Consider the following 20523-nt stretch of genomic DNA (forward strand, 5'->3'; position numbering starts at 1 on the left):
GAGATCCCCATGCTCGATAAAAAGAAACAGCTGCTTGCCCTAGTCGTCGCTGCTTGTCTGGGCACCAGCGTTGCACAGGCTGACGACCTCACAGGAACCCTGAAGAAAATCAAGGAATCGGGCACCGTCACCCTCGGCTACCGCGACGCCTCGTTGCCGTTTTCCTACCTCAACGATGCCCAGCAACCGATCGGCTACAGCATCGAGCTGTGCCAGAAAATCGTCGACCAGATCAAGGTCAAGGTGGGCGAGCCGGGCCTCAAGACCGAGTACGTCTCGGTTGTCGCGGCGACCCGTACGCCACTGTTGATCAATGGCACCATCGACCTGGAATGTGGGGTGACCACCAACACCGTCGAGCGCCAGAAACAGATCGGCTTCCTGCTCACCAGCTATGTGGCCAGCGCCAAGTACGCGGTGAAGAAGACCGCCGGCATCAACAGCGTCGCCGACCTCAAGGGCAAGGCGGTGGTGGTGATTACCGGGGGCAGCGGCGAGTGGATCACCAAGAACCTGGACCGGGAAAAACAGCTGGGCCTGAAAATCCTCAATGCCAAGGACGGTGGCGAAGCCTTCCTGATGCTGGAAACCGGGCGCGCCGTGGCCTACATCAACGACGACGTGCAGTTGATGGCAACCATCGCCCAAAGCCGCAGCCCGGATGCCTACACCTTGCTGCCCGAGCCGATGTCCGCCGAACCCTATGCCATCGGCATCCGCAAGAACGACCCGCAGTTCAAGTCCTTTGCCGATGACGTGTTGCGCAACCTCTACAGCACTGGCGTGATCGATACCCAGTACCCGAAATGGTTCGAGCAGCCGATCCCGCCGAAGAATGCCGTGATCAACCTGCCGATGAGCGACGCGCTGAAACAAGCCATCGCGCACCCGAACGACACCGGCGTCTGATGCCGGTTTGCCAATGAGCTGAGGCGCTTTTCAAGGCGCGGGCGCTGGCTTGCCAGCTCCTGCGCAGGGGAGAGCGTGTCCAGCGTGCAAGCGTTGTGCTTTTTCTTAAAGGTTGGTGGTTGATGGATTACAACTGGAACTGGAGCGTGTTCTGGGATTTCGCTCCCGGAGAAACTTCGTCGTATCTGCACTGGCTGGTCACCGGCACCAGCTGGACCCTGGCGACCACCCTGGTCGCGTTCATCCTCGCGTTGTTGATCGGTGGCCTGGTCGGCACCCTGCGCACCAGTACGCTGCGGCCACTGGTATGGCTGTGCAACCTGTACACCGAGGTGTTTCGCAACATCCCGCTGCTGGTGCAAATGTTCATCTGCTTCTTCGTGGTGCCCGAGTTACTCCCGGTGTCGATGGGTGATTACCTCAAGCAGGATTTGCCCTATCCCTCGTTCTTCAGTGCCGTGGTGGCGCTGACCCTGTTCACCTCGGCCAAATTGTCGGAGCTGTTCAAGGCCGGTATCGAGTCGGTCGCCGGCGGGCAGCGGGGCGCGGCCCTGGCGCTGGGCCTGCGCCCGACCCAGATGTACCTGCAGGTGTTGTTGCCCCAGGCGATCCGCGTGGTATTCCCGCCGCTGACCTCCGAGGCCCTGAACACCCTGAAGAACTCATCGGTGGCCCTGACCATCGGCTTGATGGAGTTGACCGCGCAGGCGCGCAACGTCAGCGAGTACTCGTTCAACACCTTTGAGGCGTTCACCGCCGCAACCGTGATCTACGTGGTGATTTCGCTGCTGGTGACCTTTGTCATGGGTCACATCGAACGTTCCCTGGCCATTCGCGGCGCGACGAGGTAGTCATGTTTGATCTAGACCCAAGCGTCATTGTCCGGGCCATGCCGGCCCTGTGGAATGGCCTGAAATTCACCCTGCTGCTGACCCTGGTGGCAATGTCGGTCGGCATCGTCGCCGGTACCTTCCTGGCCCTCATGCGCCTGTCGCACAACCGCGTATTGCGCGGCTTTGCCCTGGGCTATGTGACGGTGATGCGCAGCATCCCGTTGGTGCTGGTGATCTTCTGGTTCTACTTCCTGATGCCCTTGCTCCTGCAGATGGCCTTCGGCACCGAACGCCCGGTGCAGATCGGCCCGGTGGTCACCGCCTTCGTGACCTTCTGCATGTTCGAGGCGGCCTACTACAGCGAGATCATTCGTGGCGGTATCCAGAGCATCACTGGCGGCCAGCGACAGGCCGCGGCCGCCCTCGGCCTGCGTCCGGCGCAATCGATGATCTACGTGATCCTGCCCCAGGCGTTGCGTCGCATGACCCCCTTGCTGCTGACCCAGACCATCATCCTGTTCCAGGACACCTCACTGGTGTACGTGCTGTCCATCGCCGACTTTACCGGCGCGGCCAGCAAGTTCGCCCAGCGTGACGGGCGCCTGGTGGAGCTGTACCTGTTCGTGGCCCTGGTCTACCTGGTGATCTGCTACTTGCTCTCCAGCCTGACCAAGCGCTTGAAAAGAAATGTAGGGAGAACCGCATGATCCAGATGAAAAACCTGAGCAAATGGTACGGCAACTTCCAGGTCCTGAAGAACTGCACCACCGAGCTCTCGCGTGGTGAAGTGATGGTGGTGTGCGGGCCATCCGGTTCCGGCAAGAGCACCCTGATCAAATGCGTCAACGGCTTGGAGCCGGTGCAGGAAGGCGAGATCTTTATCGAGAATCAGCCTGTCACGGGCAAGGGTGTCGACCTGCCGAAACTGCGTGCGCGGGTTGGCATGGTGTTCCAGCATTTCGAACTGTTCCCGCACCTGAGCATCATCGACAACCTCAACCTGGCGCAGATCAAGGTGCTGGGTCGCGACCGTGACACGGCGACCAAAAAGGGCATGGCCCTGCTGGAACGCGTCGGGCTCAAGAGCCATGCGCACAAGTACCCGATCCAGTTGTCCGGCGGCCAGCAACAGCGGGTGGCCATTGCCCGGGCCCTGGCCATGGACCCGATCGCCATGCTGTTCGATGAACCGACCTCGGCGCTTGACCCGGAAATGGTCAACGAAGTGCTGGACGTCATGGTCCAGTTGGCCCGCGAGGGCATGACCATGATGTGCGTGACCCATGAAATGGGCTTCGCGCGCAAAGTGGCCGACCGCATCGTGTTCATGGATGGCGGTGAGATCATCGAGGACGTGAAGTCCGAGGAGTTCTTCGGCGCCCCACGCTCGGACCGGGCCCGCAGTTTCCTCTCGAAAATCCTCCAGCACTAAGGCGTTGCACGCCGGCCGCTCCCACAAGGCCCGGCGCAATCCCTGTAGGAGCGAGCGCCCGCTTGCGGCCTGCTCGCGATGGTCTGGAGAACGCCGCGGTTATTCTGGATGTGCGCGTTATCGTTGACGTTTTTCGCGAGCTCGCTCCTACAGTGAGCTTGGCCGCCCGCAGGTTTTGCAGACACTCAGCAAATTTAATGTAGGAGCGAGCGCCCGCTTGCGGCCTGCTCGCGATGGTCTGGAGAGCGCCGCGGTTATTCTGAATGCACGCGTTATCGTTGACGTTTTTCGCGAGCAAACGGAACGCCGCCCGGCTGCTCCCACAAGGCCCGGCATCGTTTAACTGCTCGAAATTAGCTGATACCCCTCGGTTTTTTTGCTGTCTCCCCCCGCGCTTTGCTAGCTGCCGCACAGTTCCCCCTGCGATCGCTCACTGGTGCTTGGCTTTTGTGCCAGATTTCCCTACAGGATATTCATTGCAGAGGGGCTGACATGCCACTGAATCGAGGACGACGTATCCGCAAGGCGATGGGGCAACGCCACATCAACAAACACTACGCGCTGGCTGCCGCCATGGGGGTTAGCGAAAGCGCGGTATCGCGCTGGTGCCAGGGCGGTCCCATGACCCTGGCCAATGTCATCGCCCTGTGCGAGTACCTGGACGTATCGGCGGACTGGCTGCTGCTGGGGCGCGGTGGCATGGAGCAGCACCGAGAGCCGGCACCATGGCCGGTCGAGCAGCCTTTCCCCGATCTGTGTGACCGGGCACGTGCGCACCTGATCCGTGTTCTTCAAGACCCTGCCAGCGGCTACTGAGCACCACGCACGCGAAGTGCGCAGCACGCATGCGCCATTGCTTGTGGGCCTGGCACAAGCTTGCCAGGGTGGTGACGCGCTAAGTGCACCGCAAGGGTGTCGGGCGCCAGTGACGATTGTGCGGTTCAAACTGTTAAGGAGAACGACCCATGAAACAGATCTCAAGCAATCCGGTGACCTCCCTGCTCAACACCACAGTGGTGGGCCAGCCGTGGCAAAAGAGCTACCAGCTCGGGTTGGGTGTCGATGCCATCACCGGTCAATTGCGTGCCTCGGCGGTCAAGCCGTTCACGGTGACCCCGGCGGGGCAGAAGTCGACGGAATTCATCTATTCACTGGTGCAGTCCGAGAGCGACCTGCAGAGCATGATTTCCGGCTCGGTGAAGGCCGCCTACAACCTTGAGGGGGTGAATGTCTCGGCCAGTACCTCGTTCCTCAACGAGATGGCGGTTTCCGAGCTGAGTGTGACACTGGTGGCCCAGGTGTCGATCGAGGAGAGCCAGTACGCGCTAGCGCAGAAGAACGAACTGAACGTGACTCCAGGCGAGGATTTTCGCAGCAAGTACGGCGACTATTTTGTCGCAGGCTACAGGGCCGGTTCATCCTTGTATGCGATCTACCAGTGCCGTTTTTCCAGCGCCGAGCAACGCAACAAGTTCACCGCCGCGATGGCCGCCGATGTGCCCCAGGTGTTCAGTACCGAGGGCAGCGCCAGCTTCGAGAGAATCTCCAAGGAACACAACGCCAGCGTCTCAGTGCGGATCAAGGCCACCGGGGTCAACAGCGCGATCCCCTCGCCACCGAAAACGGGCTGGACCGCCGAGACCATCGTCACCGAGTTGCTGCCGTGGTTCAACCAGTCGCTGCAAGCCAATCAGTTGGAAACCTACCTGCAGCACTATCGAGTGATCGACCCGTCGATTTCCGGCGAAGTGCCGGTCAGCCCGGTGGTGTTTTCCGAGCTGAGCTTTCTCTACAACCGTTTCTGGCTGGCGCGCGCCTTGTTCAGTAGCTGCCCGGACTTCGGCCGACGCCTGGTCGAGGAGCCGTACCACCGGCTGGAATCGAAAATCCAGGCGCAGCAAGCCTCCTTGCCCAAAGACTCGAAAATGATCGAGTTGTTAGCCGATGAAACCAATCGCCTGCTCAACGGCCTGCGCGAGATCAACAACCGCCAGGTGTTCTACACCCAGGTGGTCGCGGCGGGAAAAAACGAGCCGAAGAAGGACCAGAACTTCGACGCCGACAAGGGCACGGTGCGCTGGAGCTTCGGGTTCCAGAAAGGCGACCTGCCGGGGATCAACATCCAGAGCGTCTCGGACCATGTCGAGGCGAAATGGCGGATCGGCTGGAACAAACACGTGTTCTCCTTCCGTGATTCGACCAAGGTGATTGTCGGCTGGGACATCATCTGCAACTGGGACGATGGCACGGGCGGCGACTGGCACAAAGTCAGCGAGCAGGTAATCGGTCGCAGTAGCGGCGATGTGTTCGTCAAGAGCGACTACGACCGAGGCTACAGCTGGAACATCGTCTGGTACCTGGTGGAGGCCAACCTCTACCCGGTGGGCCCATGGCTGGCCACCGCCGTGCATGCCCAGGACTTTTCCGCGAGCGTTACCACATCGCTCGAAGACCTTGCCGCGCTGTGGACCGCCGAACGCATGGCCAGCGCACAGCCACTGGATCGCTCCACTCACGCGCTGGATGAATACCCGCTGCCGGAGGCTGGCCGGTCGATCGTCGGCGGCGACGCCAACAGTCTGTTGGCCGGGGGGACACCGCCGTCTGCGGGCAGCTTGAGTGTGCACCTGGGGCCAGATACTTCGCGGGTTCAGCACCTGCATGAGTACCCGCAGCGTACCGTCGGCAAGCTGTTCTTCGATATGAATGGCAGGCCGTGCACCGCGTCGGCGGTGGTGGTGCATCGATCCGGGATTTTGACGGCGGCCCACTGCCTGCTGCTCGATGGGCATCAAGCCAGCAATCTCTATTTCGTCCCCGCCTATGAAAACGGCAACGCCCCTTACGGTGGCTGGCAAGTGGAGAACTGGAATTGGCCGACAGCCTGGGAGAGCACCCAGAGCCCGGCCTGGGACCTGGGTTTCTGTAAGGTCAAACCCGGCCCCGATGGCCGCGGAGTAGGGGATGTGGTCGGCTGGGTGGGCTTGCAGTGGGGCATGGTTGCCGGTTGCTGGAGGAACACCGGTTATCCGGGGCAAGCCACGGTGCTGTTCCCGTTCGACGGTCAAGTGCCATGGCAGAGCATTGGCAGTCAGGTGGCCAGTGCCGCGCCGTCTATCGTGGTCAAGCACGATGAGTTGACGGCGGGTGGCAGCGGCGGACCCTGGTTCATGATCAATGAGCCGCAGTTGGTCAATGGTGTGTTCAGCCAGTACAACATCGACCTGCAACAGAACTACGGACCGGAGTTCGGTCCTTGGGTCGGGGAGTTCTACCACGGGGTGTTTGGCTCAGCCTTGAACCAGGATCAGGACTGATCGTTAGCCCCTTGCACCGCTAAAAACCCGGGAACCTGGTGCTCCCGGGTTTTTTGCTGCCCTCAGCGGCGATCCAGCCACACGGTCTGGACGTTGCAGAATTCGCGGACGCCGAAGTGCGACAGTTCGCGGCCAAAACCACTTTTCTTCACGCCGCCGAAGCTCACACGAGGGTCGGAGGCGCTGTAGCCGTTGATGAACACGCCACCGGTTTGCAGTTCGTCCGCCAGTTGCCGGGCCAGTTCCAGGTTGCGGCTGATGACAGTCGCCGTCAGCCCGAACTCGCTGTCGTTGGCCAGCGCCAGTGCATGGGCGGCATCGCGGGCGGTGATGATCGACGCCACCGGGCCAAACAGTTCCTGGCGGAAGGCGGTCATCTGGTCGGTGACGTCGGCCAGAATCGTCGGCGGATAGTAGTTGCCCGGGCCTTCGGCCTTGGCGCCACCCAGCAGCAAGGTCGCGCCTTGCTCCAGGGTCTCGCGCACCTGCTCGTGCAGCTCGTCGCGCAGGTCAACACGTGCCATCGGGCCGATGTAGGTTGCGTCGGCCAAGGGGTCGCCGACCACCAGTTGGCGAGTCAGCTCGACGAACTTGCGGGTGAATTCCTCGACCACGCCCTGTTCGATGATCAGGCGCTTGGCGGCTGCGCAGACTTGCCCGGTGTTCTGGTAGCGGCCGAGCACTGCGGCCTTGACCGCTTCATCGAGGTCGGCGTCGTTGAGCACGATGAACGGATCGCTGCCCCCCAGTTCCAGCACGCATTTTTTCAAGGCCGCACCGGCCTGGGCGCCGATGGCCATGCCGGCGCGCACGCTGCCGGTCAGGGTCACGGCGGCGATCCGTGGATCGGCAATCGCACTGGAGACGCCGTCTGGCGTGACGTTGATGACTTCGAACACACCCTCGGCAAACCCGGCCTGGCGCAAGGCATCGCGCAGCAGGTAGGCGCTGCCCATCACGTTCGGTGCATGTTTGAGTACGTAGGTGTTGCCGGCGATCAGGGCTGGAACCGCGCCGCGCAGGACTTGCCAGATCGGGAAGTTCCACGGCATCACCGCGAGAATCGGCCCCAGCGGGCGGTACTCGATGCGCGCCTTGGCGCCTTCCACCTGGGTCGGCTCGGCAGCGAGCATGGCCGGGCCGTGTTCGGCGTACCACAGGCAGAGCTGGGCGCATTTTTCGATTTCACCACGGGCCTGGGTCAGCGGCTTGCCCATTTCCAGGGTGATCATCCGGGCCATGCTCGTGGCGTTGTCGCGTAGCGCCTGGGCCAGGGCAATCAAGGCCTGGGCTCGCTGGGCGAGCGGGGTACGGCGCCAGGTGGCGAACCCGGCACTGGCCCGGGCCAGCGCCGCATCCAGTTCAGTCGCGGACTCATAAGGGTAGTGGCCGATCTGCTCGGCGGTGGCGGGGTTGATCGAAAGGGCATGGGTGAGGCTGGAAATCTGGGTCATGGCACCGTCCTGCTGGGTGGGAATGGATGCAGGCTACGCTGGCGCTTGGCTGCTGAAAACTGAATAATGCTGAGCCTATCGTTCACGAATGGAGAATGACTTGGATCTGGTCCAGCTGGAGATTTTCAAGGCCGTGGCCGAGCATGGCAGCATCAGTGCCGCCGCGCAGCACATCCACCGGGTGCCCTCGAACCTGACGACGCGGATCAAGCAACTGGAGCAGGACCTGGGGGTGGATCTGTTTATCCGCGAGAAAAGCCGCTTGCGCCTGTCGCCGGCCGGCTGGAGTTTTCTCGACTACGCGCGACGGATTCTCGACCTGGTCGGGGAGGCCCGGGCGACGGTTGCCGGGGAAGAACCCCAAGGCTCGTTCTCCCTGGCCTCACTGGAGAGCACGGCGGCGGTGCGCATTCCCGGACTGCTGGCGGCCTATAACCAACAGTACGCCAAGGTGGCGCTGGACCTGTCCACCGGGCCCTCCGGGACCATGATCGACGGCGTATTGTCCGGGCGCCTGGCGGCGGCCTTCGTCGACGGACCGGTGCTGCACCCGGCACTGGAGGGAGTGCCGGCGTTCGAGGAGGAGATGGTGTTGATCGCCCCCCTCAATCACCCGCCGATCCACCGCGCGCGGGAGGTCAACGGCGAGAGCATTTATGCGTTTCGCGCCAACTGTTCCTACCGGCACCACTTCGAAAGCTGGTTCGCCAAGGACGCGGCAGTGCCGGGGCGGATCCACGAGATGGAGTCCTACCACGGCATGCTCGCCTGCGTCAGCGCCGGTGCCGGCCTGGCCCTGATGCCCCGCAGCATGCTCGAGAGCATGCCCGGTTGCAGCACGGTGAGCATCTGGCCGCTGTCGGAGTCGTTCCGCTACCTGCGCACCTGGCTGGTGTGGCGCCGGGGCACGGTGTCGCAAAGCCTGAGCATGTTTGTGCGGATGCTCGAGGCGCGTGGGGTGGTGGGATCAGAGGCAACCGGGCGCAAGCCGGCTTAATACGTATGCCTGTCCACCACCCGCTTCACCGTTTCCAGGGCCACCTGCAAGCTAGCCAGGTCCAGGGAGCCCAGTGCCAGGCGGATGGCGTGGGGCACGTGGCTGGAGGTGGCAAAGGGTTCGGCGGTCGACACCGAGACGTTCTCGCGCAGCAGGGCCATGGCGATCTGGTCGGCGCGCACTTCTTCACCCAGGGGCAGCCAGAGGAAGTAGGCGTTGGGGTGACTGATGAACGGCAGGCCGCGCAGGACGGCGCGGGCCAGGGCTTGGCGCTGTCTGGCATCCTCGCGCTTGTGTTGTTCCAGGCGTAGCACGGTGCCGTCGTCGAGCCAGTTGCAGGCGATCGAGGTCATCACGCCGGGGGTGTTCCACACGGTGGCCCGGATGCTCCGTTCCAGGGCCGGGATCCAGGGCAGGGGCGCCGCGACAAAACCGACCCGCAGGCCGGTGGCGACATTTTTCGACAGCCCCGAGACGTACACGGTGCGCTCCGGCGCCAGGGCAGCCAGGGGCGCTGGCGGGTCATCGGCAAGAAAGGCGTAGGCGGCGTCTTCGATGATCAGCAGGTCGTGCTGGCGGGCGATCTGCACCAGGCGCTGACGCCAGTCGGCACTGGCCACCCAGCCCAGCGGGTTGTGCAGGGTCGGCATGCAGTACACGGCACGTACCTTGCGTTGCTGGCATAGGCGCGCCAGGGCGTCGAGGTCCGGTTGCTGGTTGGCGGCAGCAATCGGCGCCAGTTCCAGGCGCTGGCTCTCGGCGAGGACTTTGACCCCGGGGTAGGTGAGGGCGTCGGTGGCGACCACATCTCCGGCCCGCAATAACCCCATCAGGGCGACGGCCAGGCCGTGCTGGGCGCCGCTGACAATCAGCACCTGCTCTTCACTGACCGCAAGACCGCGACAGTGCAGGTGCCGGGCGACGCTGACCCGCTCATGGGGGCGACCACCGTGGGGCTGATAACGCAGCAGGGCTTCCAGGTCACCGCTGTTCGCCAGTTGCCGCAAGGCGCCGCGCAGCAGTTCGGCCTGACCGGGGAGTGCGGGATAGTTGAAGTTGAGGTCGAGCAGGCCCGCGGCGACGGCGTGCTGGTCGACTCCCAGCCCGGCGGGCAGCGCAGTCTCACGGACAAAAGTGCCCCGGCCGGCTTCGCCGCTGATCAGGCCCATGGCTTCGAGTTCGCCATACACCCGGGTCGCGGTGGCCAAGGCCAGGCCTTCGCGGGTGGCCAGTTGGCGATGGGTGGGCAGGCGGGTGCCGGGTGTCAGGCGGCCGGCACGGATGTCGGCGGCGAAGGCGTCCACCAGGTACTTGTAGCGGGAACGGGCCATGGGCTTGTATCCAGTACAATAATTTGATTGTACTGATTATTGGCCCTAGCCTGAGACCGCACAACCGCCCCAACAGGCGGACGCCAGCCCACTCAGCGGACGACCCGGTCATGCATATCGCGATCCTGACTTTTGACGGTTTCAACGAACTCGACTCCTTGATTGCCCTGGGGCTGCTCAACCGGATCAAGACCCCGGGCTGGCGCGTGTCGATTGCCAGCCCGACGTTGCGCGTGCGCTCGATGAACGGGTTGGTGATCGAGTCCCAGGCCACGCTGCAGGAGGCGAACGAGGCGGATGCGGTGATTGTCGGCAGCGGTGCGCTGACCCGTGAAGTGGTCGAGGACAGTCAACTGATGGGTCAATTGCGCCTGGACCCGAGGCGGCAACTGCTGGCGGCGCAGTGCTCCGGGACCCTGGTGCTGGCCAAGCTGGGGCTGCTGGAAGGGGTGCCGGCCTGCACCGACCTGACCACCAAACCCTGGGTCCAGGCCGCGGGGGTGGACGTACTGAACCAGGCGTTCTTCGCCAGGGGCAACGTGGCGACCGCCGGCGGCTGCCTGGCGTCAACCTACCTGGCGGCTTGGATCATCGCCCGCCTGCAGGGCCTGGAGGCGGCCAGCAATGCGGTGCACTACGTGGCCCCGGTGGGAGAAAAACAGCTGTATGTCGAGCGCACCCTGGCCAATATCCAACCTTACTTGTAGCGGTGCCCGGTGCCTGGTTCCGGTGCTTGAGCCGAGCTGACCGCCAGTGTCTGCTCGGCGTGTGGGCCATGGCTTAAAAGTCGTAGCGGCTGGTCACCATCACATTGCGTGGGTCGCCGTAGTACGAGGAGTTATAGAAGCCGATGTTGGTGTAGTAGTACTTGTCGAACAGGTTGTTGACGTTGACCGTGGCCGACAGGTGTTCGGTGAACTGATAGCGGCCCATCAGGTCCACCAGCCAGTAAGCATCCTGGGAGAACTTCTCCTCGCTGGACTTGGCCCGGTTGGTCAGGACCTGCCAGCCTTGTCCCTGCCAGCGTGCACCGCCGCCGAGGGTCAACTTGTCGAGGTTGCCCTGGAGTTTGTAGCTGCTGTAGAAGCTCAACTGGTCCTCGGGTTCCCAGGTGGACACCTTGTTGCCGTGCTCGTCACGCACGACCTTGTGGGTATAGCCGGCCTGCAATTGCCAGCCAGGGGCCAACTGCCCGGAGATTTCTGCTTCGTAGCCTTTGGTCTTGGCCTTGATGCCCTGGTAGGCGTACTCCACGGCGGGGTTGGTCGGGGCCGCGTTGTAGGCGTTGTCGGCCTCGGCACGGTTGGTCTCGTGGATCTCGAAGTACGCCAGGCTGGTGTTGAGCTGGCCATCGAAATACTCGCCCTTGATGCCCAGCTCGTAGTTCTTGCCCTCATCCGGTTCCAGGACTTTGTTCTGGCTGTCGATGTAGTAGAGCTGTGGCATGAAGATGCTGGTGTAGCTGGCGTACAACGACAGGTTCTGGCTGAGGTCGTAGGTGACGCCGGCGTACGGTACCAGCTTGCCGGTTTCCCGGGTGTCGCTGGTGCCCGTCAGCCAATAATTCGCCACGCGTGCGCCGAGCATCAGGTTGAGCTCATCGGTCAGGTTAAAACGTGCCGTGGTGTAGCCGGCAGTCTGGCGCGTGGTTTCATCCGTCGGGGTGGCCACGCCCCAGTCCGGCTTGATGCTGTCGCCGTCCCAGTGGTAGAAGTCGATCACGTTGTTGGTGTAGGTCGGGCTGTAGTAGCTCTTGGCTTTCCAGTGGGAGTTGGAGGCCGAGGTGCCCACCACCAACTGATGCTCGCGACCCAGCAGGCTGAAGGGCCCGGACAGGTAAAAGTCGCCGCTGTCGCTGGTGGTTTCCCCGGTGAACTTGTTGGCGTACACGCTGGAGGTTCCGGTCAGCGCATTGGGGCTGCTCTGCACCGAACCGATCTCGGCGTGATAGCCATTGATCTGGTGGTTGTACTGGCCCTTGGCGACCCACTCATTGGCAAAGCTGTGTTCCAGGGTGGCGAATACCGTGCGGGTGTACTGCTCCCAGCCACTCCATTTCGCCCCATTGTTGAAGGCGCGTGGCAGGCTGATCCGATCACCATTGGAATCGAACAGTGGGCGGCTGCCGGACCAGCCCGAGCCTTTGGGGTCGTTGTCCTGGTAATCGGCACCCAGGGTCAGCAGGGTGTCGGGGTTGAGGTCGATTTCCACGGTACCAAAGTAGACGCTGGTCTTGCGCTGGTAATGGTCCATGAACGAATGCTTGTCCTGGTAGGCGGCGACCGCCCGTGCCCGCACATTGCCGGTTTCGGTCAACGGCCCGCTGAGGTCGATCTGCGAGCGGTAGTTGTCCCAGCTGCCAGCGCCCAGCTCCACGTTGCCCTTGAACTCGGCGGTCGGTTTCTTGCGGATCAGGTTGATGGTGCCGCCGGGGCCACCTGCGCCAGTGAGTAACCCGGTAGCCCCCTTGAGCACTTCGACACGGTCGTAGACGGCCATGTCGGTCAAGGTCTGGCCGGCCGAGAAGGCATCGTTGCGCAGGGTCGGAATGCCGTCGTACTGGAAGTTCTGAATCGAGAAACCACGGGCGTAGTAGTTGGTGCGCTCGCTGTCGTAGGTCGAGACCGTGATCCCCGGTGTATGGCGCATCACGTCGTCGATGGAGACCAGGCCGAAGTCATCCATGGTCTGGCGGGTCACCACTGAAATCGACTGCGGGGTTTCCCGCGGCGTCAGGACCAGGCGGGTGGCCGTGGCGATGGTGCCCGGGGTGTAGGAACCGGTGCCTTCGGTGATGGTTCCCAACTGGTTGGCAGTGACTTCTGTCGCCTCCAGCGCAATCGATCCCGTGGACAGTGGCCGACTCACCAACTGATAGCCGTCGTTGCTGGCGCTGGCGTCCATGCCGCTGTTACGCAGGATCTGCGCGAATCCTTCGGCGACGCTGTAGCTGCCGCGTACACCCTCGCTGCGCAGTCCCTCGACCTGGTGCGAGGCGAACGCGATCGGCACGCCGGCGGCCTGGGCGTAGCGGCCGAGCACTTCGCCGAGCGGGCCGGGCGCGATATCGAAGGCCTGGGTTTGCTGTTGGGCATACGCCAGGGTGGGCAGGGCCAGCGGCAGGCTGCCCAGCAGCATGTGGCTGGCGAGCAGCAAACCGCTGCGGGTGAACGACGTTGAAGCCATCTTCTGTGTGCTCCTTATCAATGTTGGCCAAAGGAAGGACGCAGCAGAATCGCAAACATGAAATAACCGCGAAAAATTATTCGCTTTCGCGTTTCAGCGACACCCGGGTGATCCACGGGCTGTAGCTTTTCACCTCGATCGGCAGGGTGCGCGCCAGCAGGCGCAGGGCGCGGTCGCTGTCGTCGGCCGGCAGCATCACCGTCACGCGCAAGGCCTGCAGGGCCTGACGGTCGAAGATCAACAGCCCCGGGCGATGGCGCGCAACTCGTGCCAGCACATCGGCCAGGGATTGGTCGTGGGCGAGTAACTGGTGGGCACTCCACGCGGCTTGCAAAGCAGGGCCATCGACCTGGCTGACGGCGCCCAACCCCTGGGCGTCGAAGCGCACGCGCTGGCCCGGATTGAGGGTCAGGCTGCGTCCGCCGCTGTCGATGCGGGTCGAGGATTCCAGCATGCTCACCTGGGTTGCGTCGCCGATGCGCTCGACGATAAACCGCGTACCCAGGGCGCGAATTGTGCCGTGGGGGGTGTCGACGTAGAACGGCCGCTGGGCGTCCTTGGCCACGTCGATCAGGATCTCGCCTTCGAGCAATCGCACACGACGCTGCGCGGAGTGGAAGTCGAGGTCGACGGCGGAGCTGCTGTCCAGCTGCAGTTGACTGCCATCGGCGAGGTATTCGTGCCGCCACTGGCGGCTGTCGGTGCTGTGATCGGCCAGCAGGTAACCGTTCTGCCAATACTGGTAGCCGGGTGCTCCCGTCAGCCCCAGTACTGCCAACAACGCCAGGCCCTTGACCCCCGACGCCCGGCGCCGCGGTGGCTGTGCTCGGCGCAGGGCCGCCCGCGCAGGGAGTTCCTGCAGGGGCGCAATGTGGCCCTGCAGCCGCGTGATCGCCTCGTGGTGCTGCGGGTCTGCCGCCAGCCAGGCGCGGAACTGTTGTTCGGTCTGCGCATCGGCATCGCTGCCGTGATCCAGGCGCACCAGCCATTCAGCGGCCTGGCGCAATACCTGGGGGGCGATTGCGGGTTTCATGCCTGGGCACATGCGTCGCAGGCCAGCAGCGCTTCCACCAGGTCATGTTGCACCGTGCGCACGGTCACCCCCAGGCGCTCGGCAATCTGCGCCTGTCCCAGGCCATCGAGATGACGCAGGATGAAGGTTTCGCGCACCCGGGGTTTCATCCGGGCCAATGCCCGGTCGATGGCTTCGAGGATCTGGATGGCCTGGAGGATCTGCTCCGGCGACGGCGCTTGATCGAGGTAGGCAGCGCAGCGTTCAAGCTCCTCGCGAAACGCCAGCTCCAGGCGCAGGCGTCGGCCATTGTCGATCAACAGGCGCCGGGCCACAGTGGCCAGGAAGGCCCGGGGTTCACGCGGGGCGACGTAAGGGCCGGCCGCCAGCAGGCGAATGAAGGTGTCCTGCGCCAGGTCCGAAGCGTGGTGCGAACACTGCACGCGGCGGCGCAACCAGCCGAGCAACCATCCATGATAGCCACGGTACAGGGCTTCAAGCGTCGACGACTCGGCTGCGGGGGAGGGCTTCATGAGAAAATCTAGCAAGTGGTAATGTTTCGCATTCTATTGCGTCGGATGGAGAATCCGCAATGCTTAACATCTCGGATTCTCCACCTGAGGAACACCGACACTCAGCGGTTCAGACCAGCCGCTTGTGCATGATGATGGTGCGTTCGGCGCCCTGCAGCTGGTCGCGAACCTTTGCATAGCCGAGCCGGCGATAAAACCCCTCGGCGGTGAGCGAGGAGGGCACACGCAACTGTTCGAGGCCGGCCTCGGTGGCCGCTGCGTGAATCACCGCCATCAATTGCTGGCCAATACCACGGCCTTGATGACCCGGCTCGACGAACACGCTGCGCACCACGTCCTGATCGAGGCTGGCCGTGGCGACGATCTGCTGTTGCAGGGTCGCCACGTAGACCTGGCGTTGCGCCAGGAATTGCCGGATCGCTGCCGGGGAAAAATGCTCCACCACCTGGGCAATGACCGTCGGCGGGTAGTCCTGGGCATTGGAGTGGCGCAGCGCGGCGATCACCACCTGGCTGATAGCGCTGGCGTCTTCGGCACGGGCGCGGCGTACCTGGCTGTTCATGGTGCGCTTGTCCTTAATGGCTGGAAGTTCCAGTCCGCGGCCCGTACCAGCCGGCAGAAAGGCCCCGCCAGCGTCGCATTGTGGTGGGCGACTATCTGCTCGGCGCTCAACACCTCGGTGTCGCTGCAACTGTGGGCGTCCTCGATCAGCACGGCGTCCAGGCCCAGGTCGCGGGCGACACGGCAGGTGCTGTCGACGCAGTACTGAGTCTTCAGTCCGGCGATCACCACGCCCTCTGCGCCACGCTCCCGTAGCCAGACGGCCAGGGGCGTGGCGGCAAAGGCGCTGGGACGGTACTTTTCGAAGATCACTTCATCGCCCTGTAGCCGCAGTTCATCAATCAGGTGGGTCAGCGGGCTGCCCGGTTCGATCGGCGACCCGGGCGGGCCAACGTGCCGGGCCAGGAACACCGGCGCGCCGGCCTGGTGGGCCTTGTCCAGCAGCAGATTGACCGCGTCCAGCAGCGCGGCACTGCGCCAAAGCGGGTCCGGGCCGTGGAACAGGCCAACTTGCATATCGAGAATCAACAGTGCGTGCATGCTGCATTTCCTTGTCGTAAACCAGCGACAGCGGCGCAAAAAAAGGCCCCGTCCATTGCTGGCGGGGCCTTTGGGGTAACGTGTGCTTAGCCGCTCACGGCACCTCTCACGACCCGCCCTGGGCGGTCGTGGTAAAGGTGGTCGAGGTCGTGCGGGGCTGGTTCATGGTCCTGACACTAGCGTCACCGTGCGGGGTTGGCAAGTGAGTTGTAGCGAGATCAGCGCTGCGCTTTATCGACCGCCGCATCCAGGGCCGCCAACGCCATGGGAATCATCGCCAGCAGGCGGGCCTTGGCGATCCCGTCTCGTGCCTGGACCGACAACCCGTGCAGCAGGGTCGCGTAGCAGTCACCCAGGGACGTCACGTCGGTGCGCGCGGGCAACTCGCCACTACGCACTGCCTGCTCCAGGCGTTCGATGATCGACTGGGTCCGGTTGCGCCGATGCCCGGCCAGCCACTCGCGGATGCCGTCGTTGTCGGGCGAGCAGTTGGTGGCCGACGAGACCACCATGCAACCTTGTGGCCGACCGGGCAGGGTGTACAGCTCGACGGCGTCCCTGAGCATGCGCTCGATAGCGTCGCGAGCACTGCTTTCCCCGGTCAGGGCGGCGTCGGCAAAGGCTCCATCGGCGGACTCGTAGAGGGCGACGGCTTCTCGAAACAGTGCTTCCTTGGAGCCGAACGCGGCGTAGATCCGCGCCGACGCGATGCCTAGCGCCTCGACCAGGTCGGACATGGACGTGGCTTCGAAGCCGCGCCGCCAAAATACATCGCGGGCGTTGCGCAAGGCTTGATCGCGGTCGAACTCTCGGGGTCTGCCAGCCATGGGGTGGGGGTCTCAATGGGGGAAGGGTCGTGGGGTTGGCGCTATTATTGGTCGATCGACAAAAAAAGCAAGTCGACGTATTGACGGACTTTGTTCAACGTCTCTATTCTTTGTCAATCGACAAAGAAATGGAGTGAACGATGAAAACCCTCAAGGGACCGAGCTTGCACCTGGCGCAATTCAGTGACGTCGCGCCGCCGTTCAATAGCCTGCCAGCCATCGCGGCCTGGGCTGCGGACCGTGGATTCAAGGCGCTGCAGATTCCGGCCTGGGATGAGCGCCTGTTCGATGTGAGCCTGGCGGCACACAGCCAGGATTATTGCGATGAGATCAGCGGGACCTTGGCAGAGCACGGCCTGGTGATCAGCGAGTTGACCACCCACCTGTTCGGGCAACTGGTGGCGGTGCATCCGGCCTATGACAGCTTGTGCGACGGGTTCGCCCCGCCAGCGCTACAGGGCAATGCAGCCGGCAAGACCGAGTGGGCGCTGGAGCGCTTGTTGTTGTCGGCCAAGGCTTCCCGCCGATTGGGGTTGACGGACATGGGCACGTTCTCCGGCTCGTTTGCCTGGCCCTATCTGTTCCCGTTCCCGCAGCGCCCCGCGGGCCTGATCGACTCGGCATTCGACGAGTTGGCCAAGCGCTGGTTGCCGATCCTCAATGCCTGTGACGAGGAGGGCGTGAACCTGTGCTACGAAATTCACCCCGGCGAAGACCTGCACGACGGTGTGACGTTCGAGATGTTTTTGCAGCGGGTGGGCAATCATCCGCGCTGCAAGATCCTCTTCGACCCCAGTCACTTCGTGCTGCAGCAACTCAACTACCTGGACTATCTGGACATCTACCGCGATTTCATTCGGATGTTTCACGTCAAGGATGCCGAGTTCAATCCGACCGGGCGCCAGGGCATCTACGGTGGTTACCAGGGATGGGCCGATCGCGCAGGGCGGTTTCGTTCCCTGGGCGATGGCCAGGTCGATTTCAAGGGGATCTTTTCCAAGCTGGCACTCCATGACTATGCCGGCTGGGCGACGCTGGAGTGGGAGTGCTGCCTGAAAGACCAGGATGACGGCGCCAGGCAAGGCGTGGCGTTTATCAATGAACATATCATCCGAGTCACGGACAAGGTGTTCGACGACTTTGCCGGCGCCGCCGTCGACCAGGCTCAACTGGACGCCATGCTCGGCCTGGCCCGACCTGCACTTCAAGGGCGGGCATGAACATGGATCTCTTCGAACAGCAGGCGTTCGCCGGGCGCGCACACGAGCATGGTTACGCCGAGGTCGACGGCAGCCGCATTCATTATGTGACCGAGGGTCAGGGGGCGCCGGTACTGTTGATTCCCGGTTGGCCGCAAACCTGGTTGACCTGGCGGCATGTGATGCAGGCACTGGCGGCGAACGGATTCCAGGCGATCGCGGTGGATCTGCCGGGCACCGGGCTCTCCGATAAACCGCAAGAGGGGTATGACACCGGGGCCACGGCCAGGCGTTTGCACGGCTTGATGCAGGTTCTCGGCTACGAGCATTACGCGGTGGTTGGCCATGATGTCGGCATGTGGGTGGCGTACGCCCTGGCGAGCGATTATCCGCAGGCGGTTGAATGCCTGGTACTGACGGAGGCAGTGATACCCGGATTGGCGCCGGCGCCGTCGATTTTTGCGCCAGCGGGGCAGAACATCTTTCTCTGGCACTTCATGTTCAACCAGTTGCTCGACTTGCCCGAGGTGTTGATCGCGGGACGGGAAGCCCAGTACCTGGCCTACATGTTTGCGCAATGGTCGGTGCGCCAGGAGCGAGTCGCGGTGCAAAGCTATATCAACGCCTATGCGACGCCGGGTGGGCTACGGGGTGGGTTCGGCTATTACCGGGCGATCCCTGAGACCATCGCGCAGAACCAGCGGCGAGCCGCCAGACCGCTGGAAATGCCGGTGTTGGCTATCGGCGCGGAACATGCGACCAACGATGCGCCGCTGCTGACGATGCAAGGCAACGCGCTGAATCTGCAAGGCGCGATTGTGCCAGGTTGTGGTCACTTCATTACGGAGGAGGCGCCCGAGGCGTTTGTCGCGCATCTGTTGCCGTTTCTGCTGGAGTCATCTGCATCGCGGGTCGCTGCGCAGCGTTGATGGGCTGCTGCCAGCGCCATGGACAGGCGCTGGCAGGCTTGGCGGATTAACGGATGAAGGCTTGCAAGTCGCTGTTGAGTTTGGCGATCGCCGCCTTGAAGTCGTTGGTGGTGATCTTCTGGCTGGAGTTTTCCAGGGTCTTGCCGAAGAGTTTGCGCACTACCCGGGCCACAGTCTGGTTGGTGCGGGCGTCGACCAGTTCGGCCTCGATGAACAGTTCGGTGTCCTGGTCACGATGCCCGGTGGCCGCGCTGACCCCGCCGACGACAGCGGCGATGGGCACCACTTCATACCATTTCATGCCTTCGTTGGAGGCGCTGACGCCGGTGATCGCCGCACGCAGGATCAATACGCGGGAACCGGCAGGCGCCGCTTGCGGGGTGGGCACGATGCGGTACTTCGTGCCCAGGGTGGCTTTGGCCGAGCTGGTCATGTAGCGCTGCAACTCATCCAGGGTCTGGCGGTTGACCCGTTCATCAGGCTTGGGCGCCGGGTACAGTTCCAGCTTGTTGAACGCCACGGTGTCGTAAGCGTTTGCGTTCCAGGACGGGCTGACCCAGCGCATGGCTTTCTCGCCGCTGGTGGTGGTGACTTCTTCCATGTTGTTGTAGTTGGACAGGAAGCCGGAGTACTGCTCCCGCTCAGTGACTTTCGAGGTGCAACCACCCAGCAACAGGCTGGCCAATGCGGCGCCGAAGATCATTTTTCGCGTCAAGCTCATAGGGTGTTACTCCATGTATTTAAGTTCGGGTTGCAGGGTCTCAAAACTGCCAGTTCATGTTGCCGGCCAGGGCTGGTATTCAGGCGTTATCGAATTGCCCCAAAACTCGCTCGCCTGACTGGGATTTGCTCTGATCGTCTACAGCATAGGGCTCCTGTGGCAATGCGCCAGGATTCTGCCATCGGTATTCCACGCCGCGGTTATAGGCCAATCGCCAGGCTGCGCGGGCGAGACAGTTACTGGTAGCGGATTACGATGCCTTTGAGTTTGCGGCCCTGGATGGTCTCGATATCGCGGCTCCACAGTGGTCCGCTGACGTAGGCGGCCACGGGCTGGATATGGTCGTAGACCACCACCACGGCATCTCCGCCGATCTTCGCCGCTTCATCCTTGAGTTTCTGCTCGACGTCGGTGATAGGCGGGGCAGGGTCGACACTGGCATCGACCAGTATTTCACCCAGGCGCACATGGGGGCGCGTTGGCTCAACCCGCAGTACCTGGACGTTGGCCGCCAGGGTCGGGCCGGGATGCGGCCCGCCGACGTAGGCGGTGGTCTGGGCATCGATGCTGGCGCAGGCACCGAGCAGCAGGCTGATCAGGGTAATTGTCAGCCAGGAAAGCGTGTTTTTCATTGCACAACTCCGTCATCCAGAAATGGGAGGGTTCAATCGCCGTTCTTCATGTGAAAAAAAGCCTAGCACAAGGTTTTCCGCGCGCCGCTGCGGACTGCGAAAGGGTGCCC

General features: G+C 63.0%; 20 protein-coding genes. 10 read left to right on the forward strand and 10 right to left on the reverse strand.

All coding sequences use genetic code 11. The annotated features are described in order from the left end of the window. The first annotated feature begins 9 nt into the window (after window positions 1–9). The 6 genes from ACIOVD_RS07435 to ACIOVD_RS07460 all read left to right on the forward strand — a co-directional run bounded on the left by ACIOVD_RS07435 (window position 10) and on the right by ACIOVD_RS07460 (window position 6491). The gene (locus tag ACIOVD_RS07435) at window positions 10–909 is read left to right on the forward strand and encodes a transporter substrate-binding domain-containing protein (RefSeq protein ID WP_401126923.1); all 900 of its coding nucleotides are present in this window, start codon (window positions 10–12) and stop codon (window positions 907–909) included. Between the two features lie 122 nt (window positions 910–1031). Then, the gene (locus ACIOVD_RS07440; RefSeq protein ID WP_159996577.1) at window positions 1032–1760 is read left to right on the forward strand and encodes an amino acid ABC transporter permease; all 729 of its coding nucleotides are present in this window, start codon (window positions 1032–1034) and stop codon (window positions 1758–1760) included. A gap of 2 nt (window positions 1761–1762) precedes the next feature. After that, window positions 1763–2449, forward strand: coding sequence for an amino acid ABC transporter permease (locus tag ACIOVD_RS07445; RefSeq protein WP_095169863.1), 687 nt, complete (start codon window positions 1763–1765; stop codon window positions 2447–2449). After that, window positions 2446–3174 (forward strand): amino acid ABC transporter ATP-binding protein, encoded by a 729-nt coding sequence (locus ACIOVD_RS07450; RefSeq protein ID WP_095169864.1) that lies wholly within the window; start codon window positions 2446–2448, stop codon window positions 3172–3174. The genes ACIOVD_RS07445 and ACIOVD_RS07450 overlap by 4 nt, the downstream gene beginning before the upstream one ends. A gap of 492 nt (window positions 3175–3666) precedes the next feature. After that, entirely contained in the window at window positions 3667–3990 is a 324-nt protein-coding gene (locus ACIOVD_RS07455) for a helix-turn-helix transcriptional regulator (protein ID WP_095169866.1), read from the forward strand. Between the two features lie 149 nt (window positions 3991–4139). After that, a complete protein-coding gene (locus tag ACIOVD_RS07460) occupies window positions 4140–6491 on the forward strand; it encodes a trypsin-like serine peptidase (RefSeq protein WP_401126925.1) in 2352 nt (783 codons plus the stop codon). Between the two features lie 62 nt (window positions 6492–6553). Here ACIOVD_RS07460 and ACIOVD_RS07465 read toward each other — a convergent pair whose 3' ends face one another. Continuing rightward, a complete protein-coding gene (locus ACIOVD_RS07465) occupies window positions 6554–7945 on the reverse strand; it encodes an aldehyde dehydrogenase family protein (RefSeq protein WP_401126927.1) in 1392 nt (463 codons plus the stop codon). Window positions 7946–8045: 100 nt separating this feature from the next. Here ACIOVD_RS07465 and ACIOVD_RS07470 point away from each other — a divergent pair, with 100 nt between their 5' ends. Further along, window positions 8046–8942, forward strand: coding sequence for a LysR substrate-binding domain-containing protein (locus tag ACIOVD_RS07470; RefSeq protein WP_401126929.1), 897 nt, complete (start codon window positions 8046–8048; stop codon window positions 8940–8942). Here ACIOVD_RS07470 and ACIOVD_RS07475 read toward each other — a convergent pair. Then, window positions 8939–10273: a PLP-dependent aminotransferase family protein gene (locus tag ACIOVD_RS07475; RefSeq protein ID WP_401126931.1), complete on the reverse strand. Its 1335-nt coding sequence runs from the start codon at window positions 10271–10273 to the stop codon at window positions 8939–8941. The genes ACIOVD_RS07470 and ACIOVD_RS07475 overlap by 4 nt on opposite strands. Window positions 10274–10383: 110 nt before the next feature. Here ACIOVD_RS07475 and ACIOVD_RS07480 point away from each other — a divergent pair, with 110 nt between their 5' ends. Further along, on the forward strand, window positions 10384–10980 hold the full coding sequence (locus ACIOVD_RS07480) for a DJ-1/PfpI family protein (protein WP_095169871.1): 597 nt from the start codon (window positions 10384–10386) through the stop codon (window positions 10978–10980). A 73-nt stretch (window positions 10981–11053) separates the two neighbouring features. Here the strand turns inward: ACIOVD_RS07480 and ACIOVD_RS07485 are convergent, their stop codons facing one another. The 6 genes from ACIOVD_RS07485 to ACIOVD_RS07510 form a co-directional block, all read right to left on the reverse strand. After that, window positions 11054–13459, reverse strand: a complete 2406-nt coding sequence (locus ACIOVD_RS07485; RefSeq protein WP_401126933.1) for a TonB-dependent siderophore receptor — start codon at window positions 13457–13459, stop codon at window positions 11054–11056. Window positions 13460–13535: 76 nt separating this feature from the next. Next, entirely contained in the window at window positions 13536–14492 is a 957-nt protein-coding gene (locus tag ACIOVD_RS07490) for a FecR family protein (RefSeq protein ID WP_401126935.1), read from the reverse strand. Continuing rightward, a complete protein-coding gene (locus ACIOVD_RS07495; RefSeq protein WP_320332466.1) occupies window positions 14489–15004 on the reverse strand; it encodes a sigma-70 family RNA polymerase sigma factor in 516 nt (171 codons plus the stop codon). The genes ACIOVD_RS07490 and ACIOVD_RS07495 overlap by 4 nt, the downstream gene beginning before the upstream one ends. Before the next feature lie 109 nt (window positions 15005–15113). Then, the gene (locus tag ACIOVD_RS07500; protein WP_401126938.1) at window positions 15114–15566 is read right to left on the reverse strand and encodes a GNAT family N-acetyltransferase; all 453 of its coding nucleotides are present in this window, start codon (window positions 15564–15566) and stop codon (window positions 15114–15116) included. Next, the gene (locus ACIOVD_RS07505) at window positions 15563–16105 is read right to left on the reverse strand and encodes a cysteine hydrolase family protein (protein WP_401126940.1); all 543 of its coding nucleotides are present in this window, start codon (window positions 16103–16105) and stop codon (window positions 15563–15565) included. Before ACIOVD_RS07505 ends, ACIOVD_RS07500 begins: the two co-directional genes overlap by 4 nt. 218 nt (window positions 16106–16323) lie before the next feature. After that, window positions 16324–16932 carry a TetR/AcrR family transcriptional regulator gene (locus tag ACIOVD_RS07510; protein ID WP_401126942.1) on the reverse strand — a complete coding sequence of 203 codons (609 nt, stop codon included), beginning with the start codon at window positions 16930–16932 and terminating at the stop codon, window positions 16324–16326. 140 nt (window positions 16933–17072) lie between these two features. Between ACIOVD_RS07510 and ACIOVD_RS07515 the strand changes: the two genes are divergently transcribed. Together ACIOVD_RS07515 and ACIOVD_RS07520 are read left to right on the forward strand one after the other, a co-directional pair. Then, window positions 17073–18152, forward strand: coding sequence for a sugar phosphate isomerase/epimerase family protein (locus ACIOVD_RS07515; protein ID WP_401126944.1), 1080 nt, complete (start codon window positions 17073–17075; stop codon window positions 18150–18152). Window positions 18153–18154: 2 nt separating this feature from the next. Continuing rightward, window positions 18155–19060 carry an alpha/beta fold hydrolase gene (locus ACIOVD_RS07520; protein ID WP_401127006.1) on the forward strand — a complete coding sequence of 302 codons (906 nt, stop codon included), beginning with the start codon at window positions 18155–18157 and terminating at the stop codon, window positions 19058–19060. 46 nt (window positions 19061–19106) lie between these two features. Here ACIOVD_RS07520 and ACIOVD_RS07525 read toward each other — a convergent pair whose 3' ends face one another. Together ACIOVD_RS07525 and ACIOVD_RS07530 are read right to left on the reverse strand one after the other, a co-directional pair. Further along, window positions 19107–19781, reverse strand: coding sequence for a DUF3313 domain-containing protein (locus ACIOVD_RS07525; protein ID WP_095169880.1), 675 nt, complete (start codon window positions 19779–19781; stop codon window positions 19107–19109). Window positions 19782–20017: 236 nt separating this feature from the next. Further along, the gene (locus ACIOVD_RS07530; protein ID WP_095169881.1) at window positions 20018–20413 is read right to left on the reverse strand and encodes a hypothetical protein; all 396 of its coding nucleotides are present in this window, start codon (window positions 20411–20413) and stop codon (window positions 20018–20020) included. Window positions 20414–20523 lie beyond the last annotated feature (110 nt).

The sequence above is a fragment of the Pseudomonas sp. NPDC087626 genome (assembly GCF_044743405.1).
In the GTDB taxonomy this organism is placed as follows: Bacteria; Pseudomonadota; Gammaproteobacteria; order Pseudomonadales; family Pseudomonadaceae; genus Aquipseudomonas.

Bases quoted from the DNA above. Each gene is read 5' to 3' on its own strand.
- ACIOVD_RS07435 (WP_401126923.1), top strand. From the start codon at position 10: ATGCTCGATAAAAAGAAACAGCTGCTTGCCCTAGTCGTCGCTGCTTGT.
- ACIOVD_RS07440 (WP_159996577.1), top strand. From the start codon at position 1,032: ATGGATTACAACTGGAACTGGAGCGTGTTCTGGGATTTCGCTCCCGGA.
- ACIOVD_RS07445 (WP_095169863.1), top strand. From the start codon at position 1,763: ATGTTTGATCTAGACCCAAGCGTCATTGTCCGGGCCATGCCGGCCCTG.
- ACIOVD_RS07450 (WP_095169864.1), top strand. From the start codon at position 2,446: ATGATCCAGATGAAAAACCTGAGCAAATGGTACGGCAACTTCCAGGTC.
- ACIOVD_RS07455 (WP_095169866.1), top strand. From the start codon at position 3,667: ATGCCACTGAATCGAGGACGACGTATCCGCAAGGCGATGGGGCAACGC.
- ACIOVD_RS07460 (WP_401126925.1), top strand. From the start codon at position 4,140: ATGAAACAGATCTCAAGCAATCCGGTGACCTCCCTGCTCAACACCACA.
- ACIOVD_RS07465 (WP_401126927.1), bottom strand. From the start codon at position 7,945: ATGACCCAGATTTCCAGCCTCACCCATGCCCTTTCGATCAACCCCGCC.
- ACIOVD_RS07475 (WP_401126931.1), bottom strand. From the start codon at position 10,273: ATGGCCCGTTCCCGCTACAAGTACCTGGTGGACGCCTTCGCCGCCGAC.
- ACIOVD_RS07480 (WP_095169871.1), top strand. From the start codon at position 10,384: ATGCATATCGCGATCCTGACTTTTGACGGTTTCAACGAACTCGACTCC.
- ACIOVD_RS07485 (WP_401126933.1), bottom strand. From the start codon at position 13,459: ATGGCTTCAACGTCGTTCACCCGCAGCGGTTTGCTGCTCGCCAGCCAC.
- ACIOVD_RS07490 (WP_401126935.1), bottom strand. From the start codon at position 14,492: ATGAAACCCGCAATCGCCCCCCAGGTATTGCGCCAGGCCGCTGAATGG.
- ACIOVD_RS07495 (WP_320332466.1), bottom strand. From the start codon at position 15,004: ATGAAGCCCTCCCCCGCAGCCGAGTCGTCGACGCTTGAAGCCCTGTAC.
- ACIOVD_RS07500 (WP_401126938.1), bottom strand. From the start codon at position 15,566: ATGAACAGCCAGGTACGCCGCGCCCGTGCCGAAGACGCCAGCGCTATC.
- ACIOVD_RS07505 (WP_401126940.1), bottom strand. From the start codon at position 16,105: ATGCACGCACTGTTGATTCTCGATATGCAAGTTGGCCTGTTCCACGGC.
- ACIOVD_RS07510 (WP_401126942.1), bottom strand. From the start codon at position 16,932: ATGGCTGGCAGACCCCGAGAGTTCGACCGCGATCAAGCCTTGCGCAAC.
- ACIOVD_RS07515 (WP_401126944.1), top strand. From the start codon at position 17,073: ATGAAAACCCTCAAGGGACCGAGCTTGCACCTGGCGCAATTCAGTGAC.
- ACIOVD_RS07520 (WP_401127006.1), top strand. From the start codon at position 18,155: ATGGATCTCTTCGAACAGCAGGCGTTCGCCGGGCGCGCACACGAGCAT.
- ACIOVD_RS07525 (WP_095169880.1), bottom strand. From the start codon at position 19,781: ATGAGCTTGACGCGAAAAATGATCTTCGGCGCCGCATTGGCCAGCCTG.
- ACIOVD_RS07530 (WP_095169881.1), bottom strand. From the start codon at position 20,413: ATGAAAAACACGCTTTCCTGGCTGACAATTACCCTGATCAGCCTGCTG.